At 70.3% G+C, this 16,795-nt stretch carries 5 protein-coding genes; 4 read left to right on the top strand and 1 reads right to left on the bottom strand.

Annotation, left to right across the window (positions count from 1 at the left end):
• Window positions 1–31: 31 nt before the first annotated feature.
• Window positions 32–10,552 (bottom strand): LamG-like jellyroll fold domain-containing protein, encoded by a 10,521-nt coding sequence (locus ACIPPS_RS08935; protein ID WP_401428623.1) that lies wholly within the window; start codon window positions 10,550–10,552, stop codon window positions 32–34.
• Window positions 10,553–11,604: 1,052 nt separating this feature from the next.
• Here ACIPPS_RS08935 and ACIPPS_RS08930 point away from each other — a divergent pair.
• The 4 genes from ACIPPS_RS08930 (at window position 11,605) to ACIPPS_RS08915 (ending at window position 16,672) form a co-directional block, all read left to right on the top strand.
• On the top strand, window positions 11,605–12,702 hold the full coding sequence (locus tag ACIPPS_RS08930; protein ID WP_401428621.1) for a cytochrome P450: 1,098 nt from the start codon (window positions 11,605–11,607) through the stop codon (window positions 12,700–12,702).
• Window positions 12,699–13,439 (top strand): HAD family hydrolase, encoded by a 741-nt coding sequence (locus tag ACIPPS_RS08925; protein WP_401428619.1) that lies wholly within the window; start codon window positions 12,699–12,701, stop codon window positions 13,437–13,439. Before ACIPPS_RS08930 ends, ACIPPS_RS08925 begins: the two co-directional genes overlap by 4 nt.
• A gap of 94 nt (window positions 13,440–13,533) precedes the next feature.
• Window positions 13,534–15,099, top strand: coding sequence for a prenyltransferase/squalene oxidase repeat-containing protein (locus tag ACIPPS_RS08920; RefSeq protein ID WP_401428617.1), 1,566 nt, complete (start codon window positions 13,534–13,536; stop codon window positions 15,097–15,099).
• Between the two features lie 184 nt (window positions 15,100–15,283).
• On the top strand, window positions 15,284–16,672 hold the full coding sequence (locus tag ACIPPS_RS08915; protein ID WP_401429545.1) for an SDR family NAD(P)-dependent oxidoreductase: 1,389 nt from the start codon (window positions 15,284–15,286) through the stop codon (window positions 16,670–16,672).
• Window positions 16,673–16,795 lie beyond the last annotated feature (123 nt).

Here is a 16,795-nt window from a genome sequence, read left to right as displayed (position 1 = left end):
CACCTCACAAAGGCCCCCCGGTCACTTCTGTCTAGTGAGGATAATTCTCCACGACAGCATAGCCTGCACCCTCTCGGTTACCTATCCAACCCAGGTGCAGCCGGGCAGGAATGGGGTTGTTGCCGATGTATTGCGGAGTGACGCTGTAGTAGAGGGTCTCGCCCCCCTCGACCCGCCTGGCGAGCTCCCTTTCGATATTCGACATGTCAGGCGCGTTCGATTTGTTGTAAAGAGGGACCAGGTTACGGGCATCCTCACCGGACCCCCCGAGAGACTTGGCGATCAGATGTCCGCGCTGCAGCCCTTCGCCAAGCTTCCAACCGCGAGGCTGATTGTTCCAGCCGTCGTCCCTGCCGAGCGGCCATTCGGTCCCCGTGCCCACGAGGTTGGTGGGCTCTGTGTCGAATTTCCACCGGTCGTTTTCCTTGCCCGTCGTGTAGTTGTAATCACCGCGATTGAGACAGGCGCGAGCACCCTGCGCACGGCCAAGGCTGTCCAGCGGCATGTAGTAGATCGCCGAATTGCCCCGCTTGCAGCCGCCGCGATCGACGGGCGAGCTGTCGAACGCCCCTTCGTTCTCCTCGCTTGGCGTCAAATGAAGGCCGAGACCGTAATCGGCCGCGATGTCTCCGTCCGGGTCGAAGTCCGGGTGCTCCTTGAAGAACTCCAGGAAATCGGCTGACCCGAACATGGCCTCCCAGCCGTCGGCCAGCGTCCACTGCCCGGCGCGGACCGCGTCCATCGCGACCTCGGGCTTGCGGTTCGGGACGACGACCGGCGGCGGTACCCACGGGTTGACGTTGACGTTGTCGTCGTCGACGGAGGACGGGCCGGGGAAGTTGCCCCAGCTCGTGCGGCACCAGGAACGGCATCCGCCGCCACCGCTGCCGGCGCTGCCCTTCGGCGGCGCGCCCTTCTTCCCTCCGCCGCAGACGGCCAGCCACGGGTTGCGCTGGCAGTAGGTGCTCTTCGGCTGGGCCTGCGCCTGGGGCTGCGGCTGCTTCTTCCGCTGGTCCCGCATGTACTTCTTCTCGTCCCAGATGTCGAAGGGGCGAGGGCGCGGCTGCGGGTTCCAGCGGTCCTTCTGCTTGTCGTTCGAGCGCCAGTTCCAGTCGGTGTCGGTGCTCCAGTCGGCCTTGATCGCCGTATCGGCTGCCGCTCCGACCGCCACGGCGGCGGTCAGGGCGACGGCCACCTTCCACGCGGGGATGGCGAGGAACCAGACGAAGTGACCGCTCGGGTCCGTGCCGTTGAGCGGACTCGCGTTGGCGTAGGTGTAGCGGTTGGACTGGACCGACGGGTTCGGGTTGAGCTGCCAGGTGTCGCGGCTGGTGAAACTGCCGATGCCCGGCTGGTACCAGCGGGAGGCCATGTTGACCTCGCCGGTGGAGCTGTCCGTCCACCCGGACTGGTAGCCCAGAGCCGGGTTGCCGCCGCTGGAGGCGGTGACCTTGCCGAACGGGTCGTAGGCACGCGACGACGCCACCGATGTGCCGTCCGGTGTCAGGCCGGCCACCAGGTCGGTGTGCCGGTCGGCGACGGCCAGGCGCGCCGAGCCCGCGGTGCCGGAGGTGGCACTGGCGAGCAGGGCTCCTCCGGGATTGCGGCTGTAGGTCGTCGTGCCGTCCTTGACCAGGTTGTTGGAGCCGCCGTCATAGGCGAACGACGCGCCGTTGTGGGTCATGACCCGGTCGAGCGAGTCGTACGTGAAGGTACTTGTGCCGTTGGTGACCGTGCGCTCGAACGCGTCCGATCCGATCTGTCGGGTGACGCCTCCCTCGGTCACCGACTTCGCGGTGCCGCGGGCACTGTAGGCGAAGGTCTGGGCTCCCCATGTCTCCAGCCGGTTGCGGGAGTCGTAGGTCGCGGTGATGTCCCCCTTCCTGGTCAGGTTCCCGGACTTGTCCCACTCGTACGGGGTGGTGGTGCCGCCGGCGGCCATCGAGATCATGCGGCCGGACTTGTCGTAGGCGTAGGTGTACTCGCCCGCACCCGCGGTGCCCGCCGTGGTCTTCTTCACCAGCAGGTCGGCCTGGTCGTACTCGTACGCCATGCTCTCGACCTCGACACCGGTGTCGGTGCGGGTCACCGCGTCCTTGGCCAACCGGCCGAGACCGTCGTACGCGTACGAGCGCTTCGCGCCGACCGCGTACTGGCCTCCCCCGGTCGGCCTGGCGAACTCCTGCAGGGTCGGGCGGCCCGCGGCGTCGTAGTCGCTGCGGACCTGCGTGCCGGTCAGCGGGTCGGTCGTGGTGTCGAGGCGGCCGGCCTGGTCGTAGGAGAAGGCCGTGACGCCGGCGGCGTCCGTGCGGGAGGTCATGCGACCGTCCGCGTCGTACGCGTAGGACGCGCTGCCGCCGGGACCGCCGGCCGTCAGCAGCTGACCGCGGTCGTTGTACGTGTACGCGTTGCCGGCGAGGACCCCGTCCCCACCCGCGCCGGTCAGGCGGCCGGCGAGGTCGTACGACAGAGTGCGTGGCCGGGTGGCCACGGCGGTGCCGGACCCGGTCTCACCGGTCAGCCGGCCCAGGGCGTCGTACGTCTTCTGACGCTTGACGTTGCCCGGGAGCAGCTCGGTGACGAGCCGGCCGGCCGCGTCGTACACGTTCGCCCAGGTGCGGACGTCCGCGGTCCAGTGCTGGCTGGTGGCCGGTTCGATCGTGCTTTCGGGCAGACCCCAGGTGTTGAAGGTGTAGTAGGTCGCCTTTCCACGGCCGTCGGTGAGGCGCGTGCGGTTGCCCGCGGCGTCGTAGCCGAAGGTCGTCGTGATCGAGTCCGTCGCGGTGACCGGCTCGACCTGCTTGGTCATCCGGCCGACGGCGTCGTAGGTGTGGGTACGGCGCGCGCCGGTGGGCGAGACGGATGCGGTGACGTTACCGTCCGCGTCGTACTCGGTGACGGTGGACCGCAGGGCGGTCGTGCCCGTGCCGTACTCCGTCGACGAGGTCAGGTTGCCGAGGACGTCGTAGGCCATGACCGTTCTGCGGCCGGTGGCGTCCCTGGACTCGGTCGGGCGTCCGAGGCCGTCGTAGGAGGCCCGGGTGACGCCTCCGAGGGGGTCGGCGACCGTGAGCACCTGGCCCGCCGTGTCGTAGGACGCGGTGGTCCGGAGGCCTCCCGGAGTGACCGAGACGATCTGGTTGTCCGCGTCGTCCCAGGTGTAGCGGGAGACGAGATTCTGGAGCGTGGGCCTGCGCTCGACGGTGGTGGCCGTGAGCTTACGGCCCAGCTGGTCGTAGGTGGACTCGGTGCGTGCTCCTGTCGGGTCGGTCGCGGAGAGCGGCAGACCGGTCGGGGTCCAGGTGTAGGTGGAGACACCGCGGCCGGACAGGTCCGTGGACGTGCCGTCGAAGGTCGTGGCACCGGGAGCCTGGAGGCCCTGTGCACCGGTGACCGCGGGGTCGGTCCTGCGGGTCAGGTTGCCCAGCTGGTCGTAGGCGTAGGAGGTCGTACGGCCCAGCGGGTCGGTCGTGGAGGCCGTGTTGCCGAGCTGGTCGTACGTGGTCCGCGTGACGGCCGCGATGGCCGTCGTCGTTCCCGGCGGTGTGTAGTCGGGCAGCGTGACCGCCGTCGGGCGGCCCAGCTTGTCGGTCTCCAGACGGGTCACCAGGCCGCGCGGGTCACGTGCCTCGGTGGCCTCGCCGAAGGTGTTGTAGCCCGTGGCCGCCTTCGGCGTCGCCGCCGTGGCCGCACCGCCGTTCTCCTCGACCTGGACCTGTGGCGCCGTCGTCTCGACCAGGCGGCCGAGCACGTCGTAGCGGCTGATCGAGGTGTGGCCACGGGGGGTGACCTGGGTCAGGGCGAGGCCCCGCTGGTCGAACGTGGCCGACGAGGTGCGGGTGCCGGTGCCGTCGGTGACGGTCGACTTCTTCGGGTTGCCGGCCGTGTCGTACTCGGTGGTCGAGGTGAGCCTCTTGCCGGATCCGTCGATCGACCGGCTCTCCTCGGTGACCCGGTCGTCGCCGTCGTAGGCGAGGGTGGTGACCCGGTTGAGGCCGTTCGGGTCGAAGGCCGACCGCGTCAGGCGACCCGTGGCGTCCACGGTTCTGACGGTCGTACGACCGCCGCTCGCCGTCTGCGAGGTGACGTTGCCCGCGCCGTCGTAGACCAGCGACTCCCGCAGGACGTCCCGCTTGGAACCGTCCGACTGCGTCACCTGCTTCGCCGTCGTCGTGGCGCTCAGGCCGTCGTCGAAATAGGTGAACGCCGTCGTGGCCCCCAGCGCGTCCGTCGTCGAGGCCAGGCGGCCAGCCGGGTCGTACGTGTGGGACACCAGGACCAGGTCACGGGTCTGGCCGGACGGGTCGCCCGTCCAGTCCTTCAGCACCGACTCGGCAAGCTGCCCGCGCTTGGTGAACGCGTGCGTGACGACGTTGCCCGCGGGGTCCGTCTCACGGACCACCCGGCCCAGCGCGTCGTGGCCGAAGGTCGATTCGTTGCCCGCAGCGTCCGTCACGCTCTCGTTGAGGCCGGCGGCGTTGTACCGGTAGGTCGCGGTGCGGGTGGCGTCGCCGCCGGTGGTGTCCTGCATGGACTCGGTGAGCAGTTGCCCGTCAGCGTCGTAGGTACGGCTGACCTTGGCGGTGTGCGTGACACCGGTGATCTCGTTCTTCACCCCAGGCCCGGTCTCCGACGAGACGCGGGACATCGTGGTGTAGGTGTACGTCGTGGTCACGCCGTCCGGAGTGGCCTCGGAGACGTGGGTCTCGGTCAGCTTCCGGCCGAGGCCGTCGTAGGTGTACGAGGTGACGAGCCCGGACGGGGACGTGGACCTGGCCAGGTCGCCGTTCGCGAAGTACGCGTACGAGACGGTCGCGCCGCCGGTGCTCTTCTTGGTGGCGACCAGGCCCTTGGGGGTCACTCCGCCGCCCACCGCGGGCTCGCCGCCCGTGGTGTAGGTGGTCGACGTCCTGCGGCCGTCCGGCAGGGTGACCGTGTCGATCAACCCGAGCGCGGTGTACGAGGTGGTCGTGCGGAACCGGTCGTCCGCCGGGCCCGAGGAACGGCCGTCACGCACGGCGGTCTGCTTGCCGTTGCGCGGGTCCAGCTTGTCGGCCTCGTTGTAGTGGTGCTCCGCGAACGACGTCCAGCAGGAGTTCGCGTCCCGGCAGGTCGTCGTGGAAACGGTGCTGCCGCGCTCGTCATGACCGGTCACGACGGAATGCCCGTTGGGGTCGGTGACGGTGTGCAGGAAGCCACCGGTGTCGTACGCGTACGTGGTGACGCCGCCGTCCGCGTTCGTCGACGCGACCCGGCGCTGTCCGCGGACCGCGTCGAAGGTGCTGCCCGTCTTCGCGCCCGCCGGGTCGGTGACCGTCACCGTGGACGTGAGCGCGGAGACCGACGACGACGCGCGGGCCTCGTACTGCGCCGCCACCTCATCGGCGGAGAGACCGCGGCGGAAGACCGCGGCCTCGTCGAGCGCGCCGGTGAAGTAGCTGACGTTGCCGGGGGCGGAGGGCCAGAACTTGGCGAAGCCCGCACCGAGGAACGTCCGGCTGTTGCCCTGGTGGCCGACCGGGGCGGCGGACTTCGTCGCGACCTGCGCGCCGTCCAGGTAGAGCGTCTGGGTGCCGCCCTTGGCCGTGATGGCGGCGTGGTGCCACTGGTTGTCGGTGACGGTGCCGGGCGACGCGTTGGAGGCCGTCACGCCGGCGGAGTAGTACTCGCCGTGCAGCTTGCCGTCGGCGCCGACGTACAGGACCGGGGTCCAGCTGCCACTCGCGTCGGCGGCTCCCGCGACGGGTGCCGACTGGTCGGCGAGGATGACGCCGGGCTTGTCGGTGCGGAACCACACGCTGGCGGAGACATCCGCGGTGACGGTTCCGACCGGCGGCAGTTCGGCGAAGCCGTCACCGCCGAACTGCACCGCGGAGCCGTCTCCGGGGCCGAACGCACCGGTGGCCCCGAGGGACGCCTTGGTGTAGGTGCCGGTGCCGTCGACGGACGCCACCCGGCTCTTCACCATGGTGCCGGTGGCCTCGTCCAGGCGCCAGTAGCCCGCGGGGCGGGCGGCCGTCACGACGCCGCGGTACTGGTCACCGCTGCCGCTGACCGCCTTGCTGCGTGCCTTGTAGTGGTCGGCGACTGTCTGGGCGTCGAGCTCCTCGGTGTAGAAGGCGGCCTCGTCGAGCCGGCCGTCGAAGTAGCGGGTGGCACGGGCCTGGCCGTCCCACGCCTCGCTGGAGTAGCCCGCGCCGAGGTAGGCGTGGACCAGGGTCTCCGGCTTGACGACACCTGCTTTGGAGCCGATCTTGGCGCCGTCGAGGTAGAGCGACTGTCCGGCGGGGCCGCCCGTGATGACGACGTGGTGCCACTGGTTGTCGGTGACCTTCACGCCGCCCATGACCGGCCAGCTCGATGACGGACCGTCCCACAGATGACCGCGCAGCTTGCCCTCGCCGTCGACGAGGAGACTCGCGTTCCACATCGTCGGAACGGTGCCGAGCTCGGCGTTCTGCAGGCCCAGCAGGACACCGCTGGGCTTGTCGGTCCTGAACCACAGCTCCACCGAGAGCGAGGTGGCATTGCTGATGGACTCGGACGGGACGGAGACGACACCCTTCGAACCGTCGAGGGTGATCGCGGCGTCGTCGCCGTCGAGGAAGGCCCCGACCCCGCCCAGGGTGACACCGTCACGGTAGGAGCCGTTGCCGCCGGCGGCTGTCTCGTCGGCCGCGGCCGCGCCGCTGCCGTCGCCCAGGCGCCAGTAGTTCACCGGATCCGAGGCGCGCACGGCGTCCGCGTACGCCTGGGAACCCGACGCGTAGCGGGGCGCGGAGATCTGCCACGCACCACCGTTCTGGTCGGTCACCTTGGTGGCGCGCCCGGTGTCGCCGTCGTACTCGGCCGTGCCGCCCGTACGGCCCGAGGGCAGGGTCACCTTGGACAGCTTCGAGGTCCCGGTGCGGGCCGCGTAGTGCGCGCGGACCGACCCGGCGTCCAGGGCACGGTGGTAGACCGCGACCTCGTCCATCGACCCCTTGAAGAAACGGTTGCCCGTGGCGGCGATCCCGTCCCAGCTGCTGTTTCCGTAGCCCACGCCGAGGTAGGCGTGGGACTTCTCGGCGTGACCGACCGGGCCGGCCAGCGTCCCGACGACCGTGCCGTCGAGGTAGAGCGTCTGGTTCGTCGCGGTGCTCGTGAGCACCGCGTGGTGCCAGACGTCGTTGTTCACCGCGGTGGCGGAGGTGATGGGCACCAGACCGCCGTCCGCCTTCTCGAACGCCCCGCGGAGCTTGCCCGCGGCGTCGATGGCGAGCACCGGGTTGTAGCGGACCGGAGCGGTCGGCCCGACCGGTGCGTCCTGGAAGCCGACGAGTGCGCCGCCGGCCTTGTCGGTCTTGAACCACACCTCGACCGACAGGACGGTGGACGACGCGAGGGTCGACTCCGGGAGCTCCACGTAGGAGCTGGTGCCGTCGAAGGACGCCGACCCGTTGCCCGTGCCCGCGAGGACGCCGGCGCCGGAGAGGGTGACGTCGCGGTAGCGAGCGGCGTTCATACCGGTGCGGGAGACCGCCTCGCTCTGGGCGAGCGACCCCTCGGCTTCGTTCAGCCGCCAGTATGCGACCGGGTTGGCATCCTGCACCATGCTCCGGTAGTGCGACCCACCGGTGTATTCGTAGACCGTGCAGGCGGTCGGGGACGCCGGCGGGCAGACCTTCGTCAGCAGGTCGCCCTGGTAGGTGTACGACCAGACGAGGGCGGGCGCGGACGGTCCGACGGCGTCGGTGGAGACCGACGCGACGTGCGCACCGCTCCACGTGAACGTCAGCGACCGCTTCGACACGGCGTCGGTGGCCCTGGTCAGCCGGCCGCCCGTGTAGGTCAGCACCTGCTCGCGGTCGTGGCCGTCCTTGACCTTGGTCAGGAGACCGGTCGCGTCGAAGGTGTAGAGGGCCGCGCTCGCGTCCCGCAGGGTCCAGCCCCCGCCGGTGACGGCGGTCAGCAGACCCATCGAGCCGGACGGCGCGCTGTAGGTGCCGTCGTTGTTCCTGCCGAAGCGGACCTGGCTGCCGGTCGCGAGGGTGATCACGACGCTGCCGTCGGGTTCGGGCGTCGCGCGCATGTCCCAGCGGGTGGCCCAGCCGGCACCGAAGGCGCTGGCCGTCCGCGGGTCCTGCGAGTTGTACGTACGCGTGACCGCGAGCTCGGGGCCGACCACGGGCACGGCGGTGTCCGTGGCGGAGGTGGCGTAGTTGCCGGAGCGCTCGCCGAAGCCGCGGCCGCTGTCCCCGCCGCCCAGGTGGGAGGTGATGACGGGCTGCGGGACCTGGGTGGTCAGGAGCGACGGTGCGGTGCGCGTCGACTGGTCCTTGCCGTCGTTGGCGTACGCGTACCAGGCGTAGGTCTTCGCCCACGTGAGCCAGTCGGCCGGAACGGTCCAGCTCTCGGAAGCCGCGTGCGTGTTGCCCCGGCAGTTCTTCCTGACGTCCTTGCCCTCGACCTCACAGATCTCGAACTGGTAGGTCAGCGCCCCGGGGGACTTGTCCACGTCGGTGGCCCTGGCCCACAGCGTCGGGGTGCGGGTGTCGACGACGGTGCCGCTCGGCGGGGCCGCGGAGGTGAGGTACGGCGGCACGTTGACCGCGTCGAACTTGACCGCCGGGCCCGGTACGCCGGCCGCGGCGAAGGAGCTGACGCCGTACTCGTCCATCGTCCACACGAGCGTGTAGGTCGCGGGGGCCAGCGGAGCGATCTTGGCGTCGAGCGTCACCGAGGCGCCCGGCGCGACGTCGTGGGGCATGGGCGTCCACCGGATCTTGCTCCAGTAGTCGCCGCCCACCTGGTTGCCGTTGGCGTCGAACAGGTCGTAGCGCAGCTTGTAGTTGCTGTCCTTGCCCCAGGTCTGCTGGCCCTGGTTCGTGACCGTGACCTTGAAGGTGCCCTCGGTGGTGGCCGTCATCGGCTGGACGAATCCACCGAGGCCGTAGGTGGCCCCGTACTTCGTCCACGTGACGTCGAGGCTGGGCTTTCCGCCGGCCTCGTCCTCGGAGTGGAACTTCTTCCAGCTCTTGGAGTCGGAGGTGGACGCCTTCACGGCCAGGCCGTAGTTCGGCTTACGGCCGTGCGTCCAGTCGTCGACGAGCTGGCGGCCTTCGGCCCCGAGGGGAATGGCCTCCCAGGCGGGAGCACAGGCCCAGTTGGAGGCACCTTCCGGAAGCCAGCCGTGCGCGAAGGACTTCGAGCCAAGGGCCGGGCCGGTGGCCGGGCCGGGGTACGTCTTGGTGGTGCTCTCCGCCCAGTTGGACGTCACCGCGTGGACCGTCACGGGGCGCGCGGTGCACGAGTACGACCACGAGTTGAACAGCGCCAACCTGGCGTCGACGACCCACGCGTTCTTGAGGGTGCTCTCCAGACCGCCGAACTTCAGGAAGCTCGCGGCCTTGTGACTGCCCGCGTCGTACGTGCCCGCCTTGAGGACCTTGTCGCTGGAGAAGTTCTGGTTGTAGGGCGACTCGACGTAGGTGTCGGAGGTCGCGGTGGCGCTCTCGACCGACGGGTCGACCTTCACCGGGAAGACGCGCTCGGGGGCAGACAGCCACTGCCTGTCCAGCGAGACGACGAGCACCTGGCGGTTGCCCCGGCCTTCGAGGCGGTAGGTCACGCCCGAAGAGATGACGCCCTCGTCGGAGTGGGGCGCCTTCGCGGAGTCCTCCATCCAGCCCGGCGGCATCCCTGCCCGCTGACGGCCGGAGGCGTCCACGAAGGAGACGCCGCCGTGGCCGTCGAGCTTCGCGGTCAGTCCGTTCAGCGCCAGCGGGAAGCGCCATTCGGACGGCGCCTGCGCGCTCTTCAGGACCAGCGTCTCCTTGACGGAGTCACTGCCCGCGACGAGTTCCAGATCCGCGGAGGGCCGGATCTCCGGGTAGGTGATGACACTGCCGGCGACACGTCCCCGGGAGCGGGCCGCGCCGTCGACCGCGTAGCCGATGGAGGCGCTCCCGCCGGCCGTGAGGCGCACCAGGACGTCGGCGTCCGCGTAATCGGCGAAGGAGACCGCGTCCTCGGTCGAGCGGGTCTCCCAGCCCGGTCCGGAGGTGCCGGTCATCGTCCGCGGGCCGGAGTCGTCGGCACGCGCCAGCCGCGTGTCGATGTCCTTCCACTTGCCGTCGGCGGCCTTGAAGTTGACCGGCTCGTTGTAGAAGCGCGTGGTGAAGGTTCCGTCCTCGTTGCGGAACGTACGACCCCGCTCGGTGCGCTTCTCGGGAAGCTCGGTGCTGGCCTTGGCGTCGAAACCCTTCGGGGCTTCGACCTTGGGCGCCGGCACCCTGGCATAGGGCAGCTTCGCCGGCGGCTTGGGTGCGCCACCGAGCCGGATGGCGGAAGCTCCCGAGTCCGGTGCGAGCTCGCCCGGTGCCTTCAGGGCGCCTCTGCGGCCCCCGGCCGCGGCCGCGTCGGTGGCGTCGCCGGTCGCGCTGTGCCCGCGTCCGCGAGCCGATCCCCAGCCCTGTTCGGGCAGTTCGCCGGCGCCCGGGCCGGCCTTGGCGGCGACCCAGCGGGTCACCGCCAGTGCTGCCTGCTCCGTACCTGCCAGAACAGCCATCATGAATGCCACTAGGAGTACTAGTGGTCGCGCTCTTCGCACGGAATTCCCCCACATAGATGATCAGTGGGGTTTTCCTATCCTTCACACAGCTCACACACAAGATTCGGCCGAAGGGGGACCACGGCTCGGCGGTCGACGGCGCCTGACAACCCTCACGCAGACGGGCATGTAGCGCGACAATTCGTCTGCCCAGGCGGGAAATCGAGTGAGTGAGATCACGCCGACACGGTCGCCGCACAGCCTCTTTTCGGCCCCCGCGCCTGTGCAGGGTTCATCGCTCCCGGGGGCTTCGCTTCGAGACCCCCGAGAGGGCTTCCGCCACCCGACACCGCCCGCCACCCGACACCGCCCGCCACCCGACACCGCCCGCGACCCGGTCCGCCCGCGACCCGGTCCGTCGGTGTCCCGGTCGGTCGGTGTCCCGGTCCGTCGGCATCCCGGTCCGTCCCCGATCCGATCCGTCCCGATCCGGTCCGTCCACGACCTGGATCCGGACGGGGGAAGCGAGGCGGCGGCGGGCTAGGTCCGCGGCGGCTTCGAGGTCGTCCACGAGCAGGAGCCACCCCGACACATGCCGGGCCGGCGGCTGGAACTCCAGGGCGGCCCGGGCGCGGTCGATCAGAAGCCCCGCATGTGGCGGGAGGGACCGGATGTTCGGCGACGCGCGGCGGAGCGTCGCGGGGCCGGCCTCGGAGAGCCCGATGGGGCGGACCTCGCCTGCGGAGGCTCGGCCAGGGCACCGACGGCCTCCTCGACGGGCGTGTTCGGCGAACGACTCCGTCACTCGTTCGCGTGGTTTAGATCATTTCCTCCAGGCCAGTGGTCATCACGCATTTGGAAGCTTTGACCGGGACGTCCGCCAGCCGTCCTGAAGCGATCCACTCGAAGCGATCCACCTGGGGGCATCCTTGGCAGAACGGTTGTCCGGCGAAGGGAAGCCGTCGACGGGGTCCGATTCCTGGAGCCTTGAGCGGGATGACCTCTACGGCGCGTTGGCACAGCTGAGGGGCCGTGGCCGAATCGTTCACTCCGACCGGCTTCAGGCATGGTGCGTGACGGAGTACGACGACATCGCGGCGATCCTCCGTAACGACGAGGACTTCTCCGCCCGCGATCACAAACCGCGGTCCTCCGCGGACCTGCCACCGGACGTTCAGGAGATGCTGAGCACCTGGAGCGGCGACTCGGTGTCGCTGGGCGAGATGGACCCGCCCGAACACACCAGGGTCCGGTCCGTGATCAACGCGGGATTCACCCCGCGGGCGTTGAAGGCCGCGGAGGGCGACATCAGGGCCACGGCCACGCACCTGCTGCGGCCTCTCGCCGGGGCCTCGGAGTTCGACGTGGTCACCGAGTTCGCGCTCCCTTACGCGTTGACGGTGATCCTGCGTTTCCTCGGTATCCCCGACGAGCACCACCAGGCATGCCTGCGCTGGTCCGACTACAAGGTCCAACTCATGGTCGGCCGCGACCACGCTCCCGAGCAGCTGCGGGAGTACGCCACGGGGCTGCGTGCGTTCGGCGAGTTCGCCAGGGAGCTGACAGCGCGACGCATGTCCGCTCCGCGCCACGATCTGATCAGCACCATGCTGCACGAGAGCCCTCATGGCCACCGGCTCTCGCCGGACGAGGTGGCCTCGTTGATCCCGACCCTGATCATCACCGGACACACCACGCTCGCGCAGGCGCTGGCGATCACCATCAGGCACCAACTCCGCTCCCCAGGAGGCTGGGCCGCGCTGGTCGACGGCACCGTCGCGGTTGGGGACCTCGTCGAGGAGGGCCTGCGGCTGGACTGCCCCGTGGTCGGGATGTACCGCACCACGGTGCGGGAGGCGACGGTCGCGGGCCGTGTCCTGCCGTCCGGCAGCAGGGTGTTGCTGCTGTACGGGGCCGGCAACCACGATCCCGGACGCTACCCGGACCCGGCCGGCTGCCTTCCCGGACGGTGGCCCACGGCCGCGCACCTGGCGTTCGGCCGGGGCACGCACTACTGCGTGGGGGCCGCCCTGGCCCGGGCGGAGCTGAGGATCGCGCTGGAGGAGATGGCCGCCCGCTTCCCGACGCTGTACGCGGCCCCGGAGGCCGGGCCCGCGTACCTGCCGACCTTCCCGTTACGCGCCCTGACGGCCCTGCGGGTACGACCATGACCGAACCGCTCGACTGCCACGCCACCGTCCCGCACCCGACCGGTTCGCCGCCCGTCCCGTCCGAAGGGCGCCGACGCCCTTTCGACGCGGTGATCGCCGACGTGGACGACACGCTGACCCTGGACAACTCGGCAACCGAACTCCTCGCCGCGCTGGGCATCCCCCTCCAGCGGCTGACCGGCCTGATACGCGAATCCGAGTCCGGCCGACTCAGCCAGAAAGTAGCCGACCACCGTCTGCTGGCTCTGTTGACCTCCTGTGGTCGTCTCGACCGACCGGCCGTCGAGACGGTCTTCTCCAAGATCAGGATCCGGCCGTCAGTGCCAACGATGATCCGCGACTTCCAGCGGGCCGGGCTGCGGGTGGGGCTGATCTCGGCCTCGTTCAACACCTACGTGGAGCCCACGGCCGCACGCCTGGGCGTCACGGACCGGTACAGCAACGTGCAACTCGGCTTCGACGACACCGACGCCCTGACCTCCGTCCACTTCACGATCGACGCCGCCGACCTCAAACACCGGCAGCTCCACGACTTCTGCGCCCGGCACCAACTGCATCCCAGCCGCGTGCTGGTGGTCGGCGACAGCAGGTACGACCTGCGGATGTTCGCCTGCACGGGGCGGGGCGTGCTCCTGGCGTTCCCGCACAACACCCCGCTGCGTCCGCACGCCTGGCAGGTCATCGACCGCATCGACGAACTGGCCGCCCTGACGTCCGCCGCGACGTGGCCGGGATAGCGACCCGTACGCCCCCAGCCCTCGGCGTCCCCTGCCCGCTCCGTTTCCTGTCTCCCACCTGCGGCCATCCGCGCCGCTTCTGAGAGGTGATCTCATGCGTGTTCGCAGCACACCAATTCATCTCATCCCCTGGCCGGACGACGCGCTGCCCGCCGGCTGGCGCACCGCGATGGACCGGCTCGGGACGTATGTCATCGAGCGCGTCGACCCCGACGGAGGGGTCCGCGACCCCTGCCGGAGCCGGGTCCTGGAATCCGCACTCGCCCTGTCACTTCTGCGTGCCTTTCCCGACCGGACTGACCGGGCCGAGCGGATCGCCGGATACCTGCAACGGCGCCGAGTCACCGCCGACCCCCTTGACCGGGCGCTCATCGCGGCATCCTGCGGCAGCCCGGCCGACAGCCGGTCGATCGACCTCGACGCCTACATCGTTCAGGCCCCCGACTTCACCAGCCGGCGCAAGCGCGCCACCTTCGAGGCCCTGCTCATCGCCTGCGGCGCCGACATCGACACGCGACCGGCACCGGACGGGACGGCCTACTCCAACGCCGGACTTCACCCCTGGGCCGAGGCACAGACGACGGCCGTGAAGGTCATCCTGGCGATCGCGTCGGGCACACGGCACCAGATCGAAGACCGTGACGTCAACCTGCTGCTGTCCATCCAGAACCGGGACGAGATCTGGGAGGGCAACCTCCTGGTCCACCTGTCCGCCCTGCACGCCCTGCACCGACTGGGCGGACACGAATCCCTCGTGCACAGGGGAGTGGACGCACTCCTGAAGCACCAGCGCCCCGACGGCGGCATCCCCTTCTTCACCGACACCGACACCTGGTGCACCGCGACCGCAGGCGTGGCGCTCCTCGCCGCCGGCGCACCGGACGATGTCATCCAGGCCATCGCCGACAACCTCGTCCACCGGCAGAAGCCGAACGGCGGCTGGTCGGTCACGGACATCGCCGACGTGACCGACGCCGACGACACCTCGGTCATCCTCGAACTCCTCCAGACCCACGACGACCCCGCGCACGAGAAGGCCATCGAACGCGGCCGGCAGGCCCTGCTCGCCACCCGCGGCCCCGACGGAGGCTTCCCTACCTACATCGCCGGCGCACCCTCCGAAGTCTGCATGACCGCCGCCGCGATCAACGCACTCTCCTGCCGACCGCCCCGCGACCCCGCCGTACTCAACGGCGCCCTGGACTACCTCGCCGCCGGACAGCGCAAGGACGGCACCTTCCCACCGGACTGGAGCGCCAGCAGGCTCCACTCCGTCTTCCGCGCCGTGCTGGCCGCCTCACAGTTCGACGCGCCCCACGCGCACGCCCTGCGGACGCGGGCGCTCGACCACGTCCTGCGGACCCAGAACCCCGACGGAGGCTGGGGCCAGCAGCCCGACTCCGTCAGCGACCCGGTCAGCACCGCCTACGCCATCATCGCCCTGTGCCACCAGTCGGACCCTCAGCCGGTCGCCGTCGGCATCGAGTTCCTGATGGCCCGGCAGAACAGCGAAGGAAGCATCGACTCGATCTCCGACTCCATCGGTCCCCGCCCCTTCGTCTTCCGTATCCCCGTCCTCGGCGACGTCTTCACGCTCATGGCCTTCGGCCACCTCTCCCACCGCGTGGCACCCGCGTCCGCGCATTCGCCGTCCGTGTAGCCGTCCCGATCCCGGTCCGCGACCGCCCCTCCGCTCTCCCGCCAGAACGAGACCGGGTCTTCCCCCGCCCCACGAGACCGGGTCTTCCCCCGCCCCACGAGGCCGGGGAGGGCCGGGCCCCCGTCCTTCGGCCATCGCTCGTGGCCGACCTCCACACCCCCAGAAGAGATGGATGGCATCCGTGATGAACGAAAGCCGCCGTACGAGCGCCCCCCGTGAACTGGAGGGAAAGGTGTGCCTGGTCACCGGCGGGGCCCAGGGCATCGGCCTGGCCACCACCAAGGCACTCGCCCTGCGAGGCGCACGCGTGCACGCCGCCGAGATCTCCCCCGGACACGTCAAGACCGGCGCGGAGTATCTCCAGGCCGCAGGGCTCGGCGACCGCGTCGTCTTCCACCGCGTCGACGTCACCGACCGGAACGCGTACGAGCAGTGCGTCATCGACGTGCATACGGCAGAGGGCCGGCTGGACGTGCTGGTGAACAACGCCGCGTTCACGCAGTGGCGAGACGTCGCCGACATGAGCGTCGAGGACGCGCAGCTAAGCATGCGTACCGGCTACGACGCCATGGTCTACGGCGTGAAGGCGGTCCTGCCGCTCATGCAGGCCGCCAGCGGTGGAACGATCGTCAACATGGGCTCCGCCGCAGGCGTCGTCTTCGTCAAGGGCCCCTCGGCCGCCTACGCGGCGGCGAAAGCGGCGATCAACGCCTACACCCAGATCCTCGCCGCCGAACTCGCCCCATCGCCGGTTCACGTGCTTCTGGTACGGCCCGGGACGGTCGTGGACACCGATTTCTTCGGCCGTCACGTCCCCTCCCAGCGGATGCCGCGCATCACCGACTTCCTCCCCGTCTCCTCGCCCGAGCAGATCGCCGACGCGATCGTCCACGGCATCATCAAGCGCCGGGCCATCGTCGACACCCCGGGATACCTGCCGGCCATGTACCGGGCCTACGCCATGGCCCCGACCGCGTTCCGGAACCTGGCCGCCCTCGGGGGAAACGCCCGACGCAACTACGCCACCCCCGTCGGCAGCGGGAGGGCCCAAGCATCCCGCCGACCGGCCGCCACTCCTTCGCCCGCCCGCGGTCTCGGCTTCCGGCTGATGAACACCATCGCCCCCGCCCCCTGGGCCGGAGCCGTCATGCGTACTGCCATGGTGCCCCTGGACACCCTCCTCCAAGGCAGAAGCCGTGGCCGCCTCAGCGTCGGAAGGGCCTTGGGAGTCGCCTCCCTTCTGCTGACCACCACCGGCGCCCAGACCGGCCGCCCACGCCCCACGCCCCTCTTCTACGTCGAATACGACGGCGGCTACGCCGTGGTGGGCTCCAACTTCGGCCTCGAACACCATCCCGGCTGGACGGCCAACCTCCTCAAGACCCCGACCGCCACGGTGTCCCTCATGAGCCAGGAGGTCCCGGTCACCGCGCGCCTCCTCGACGGCCCCGAATGCGAGCAGGTCTGGCACAAGATCCTGGCGACCCTGTCCACCGGCTACCAGACCTACAGCGCCCGCTCCGGCCGCCACCTGCGCATCTTCCACCTCCAGCCCACAGGGCCGACGCGCTGACTCCGTCACGCCCGCCCCGGCGTGGGGGGGGGGGGCCCGGGGGGGGGGGGGGGGGGGGGTGGGGGGGGGGGGGGGGGTGCGGCCACCCCCCGCCGCGGCGGGGGGGTGTGGGGGGGGTGGTGC

The sequence above is a fragment of the Streptomyces sp. NPDC090127 genome (assembly GCF_044746945.1).
GTDB lineage: Bacteria > Actinomycetota > Actinomycetes > Streptomycetales > Streptomycetaceae > Streptomyces.
Note: the sequence above shows the minus strand (reverse complement) of the source record. Positions and strands in the feature narration are given on the sequence as shown.

Excerpts from the sequence above, each read along its gene's own strand:
- ACIPPS_RS08915 (WP_401429545.1), top strand. The coding sequence starts at position 15,284 with ATGAACGAAAGCCGCCGTACGAGCGCCCCCCGTGAACTGGAGGGAAAG.
- ACIPPS_RS08920 (WP_401428617.1), top strand. The coding sequence starts at position 13,534 with ATGCGTGTTCGCAGCACACCAATTCATCTCATCCCCTGGCCGGACGAC.
- ACIPPS_RS08925 (WP_401428619.1), top strand. The coding sequence starts at position 12,699 with ATGACCGAACCGCTCGACTGCCACGCCACCGTCCCGCACCCGACCGGT.
- ACIPPS_RS08935 (WP_401428623.1), bottom strand. The coding sequence starts at position 10,552 with ATGATGGCTGTTCTGGCAGGTACGGAGCAGGCAGCACTGGCGGTGACC.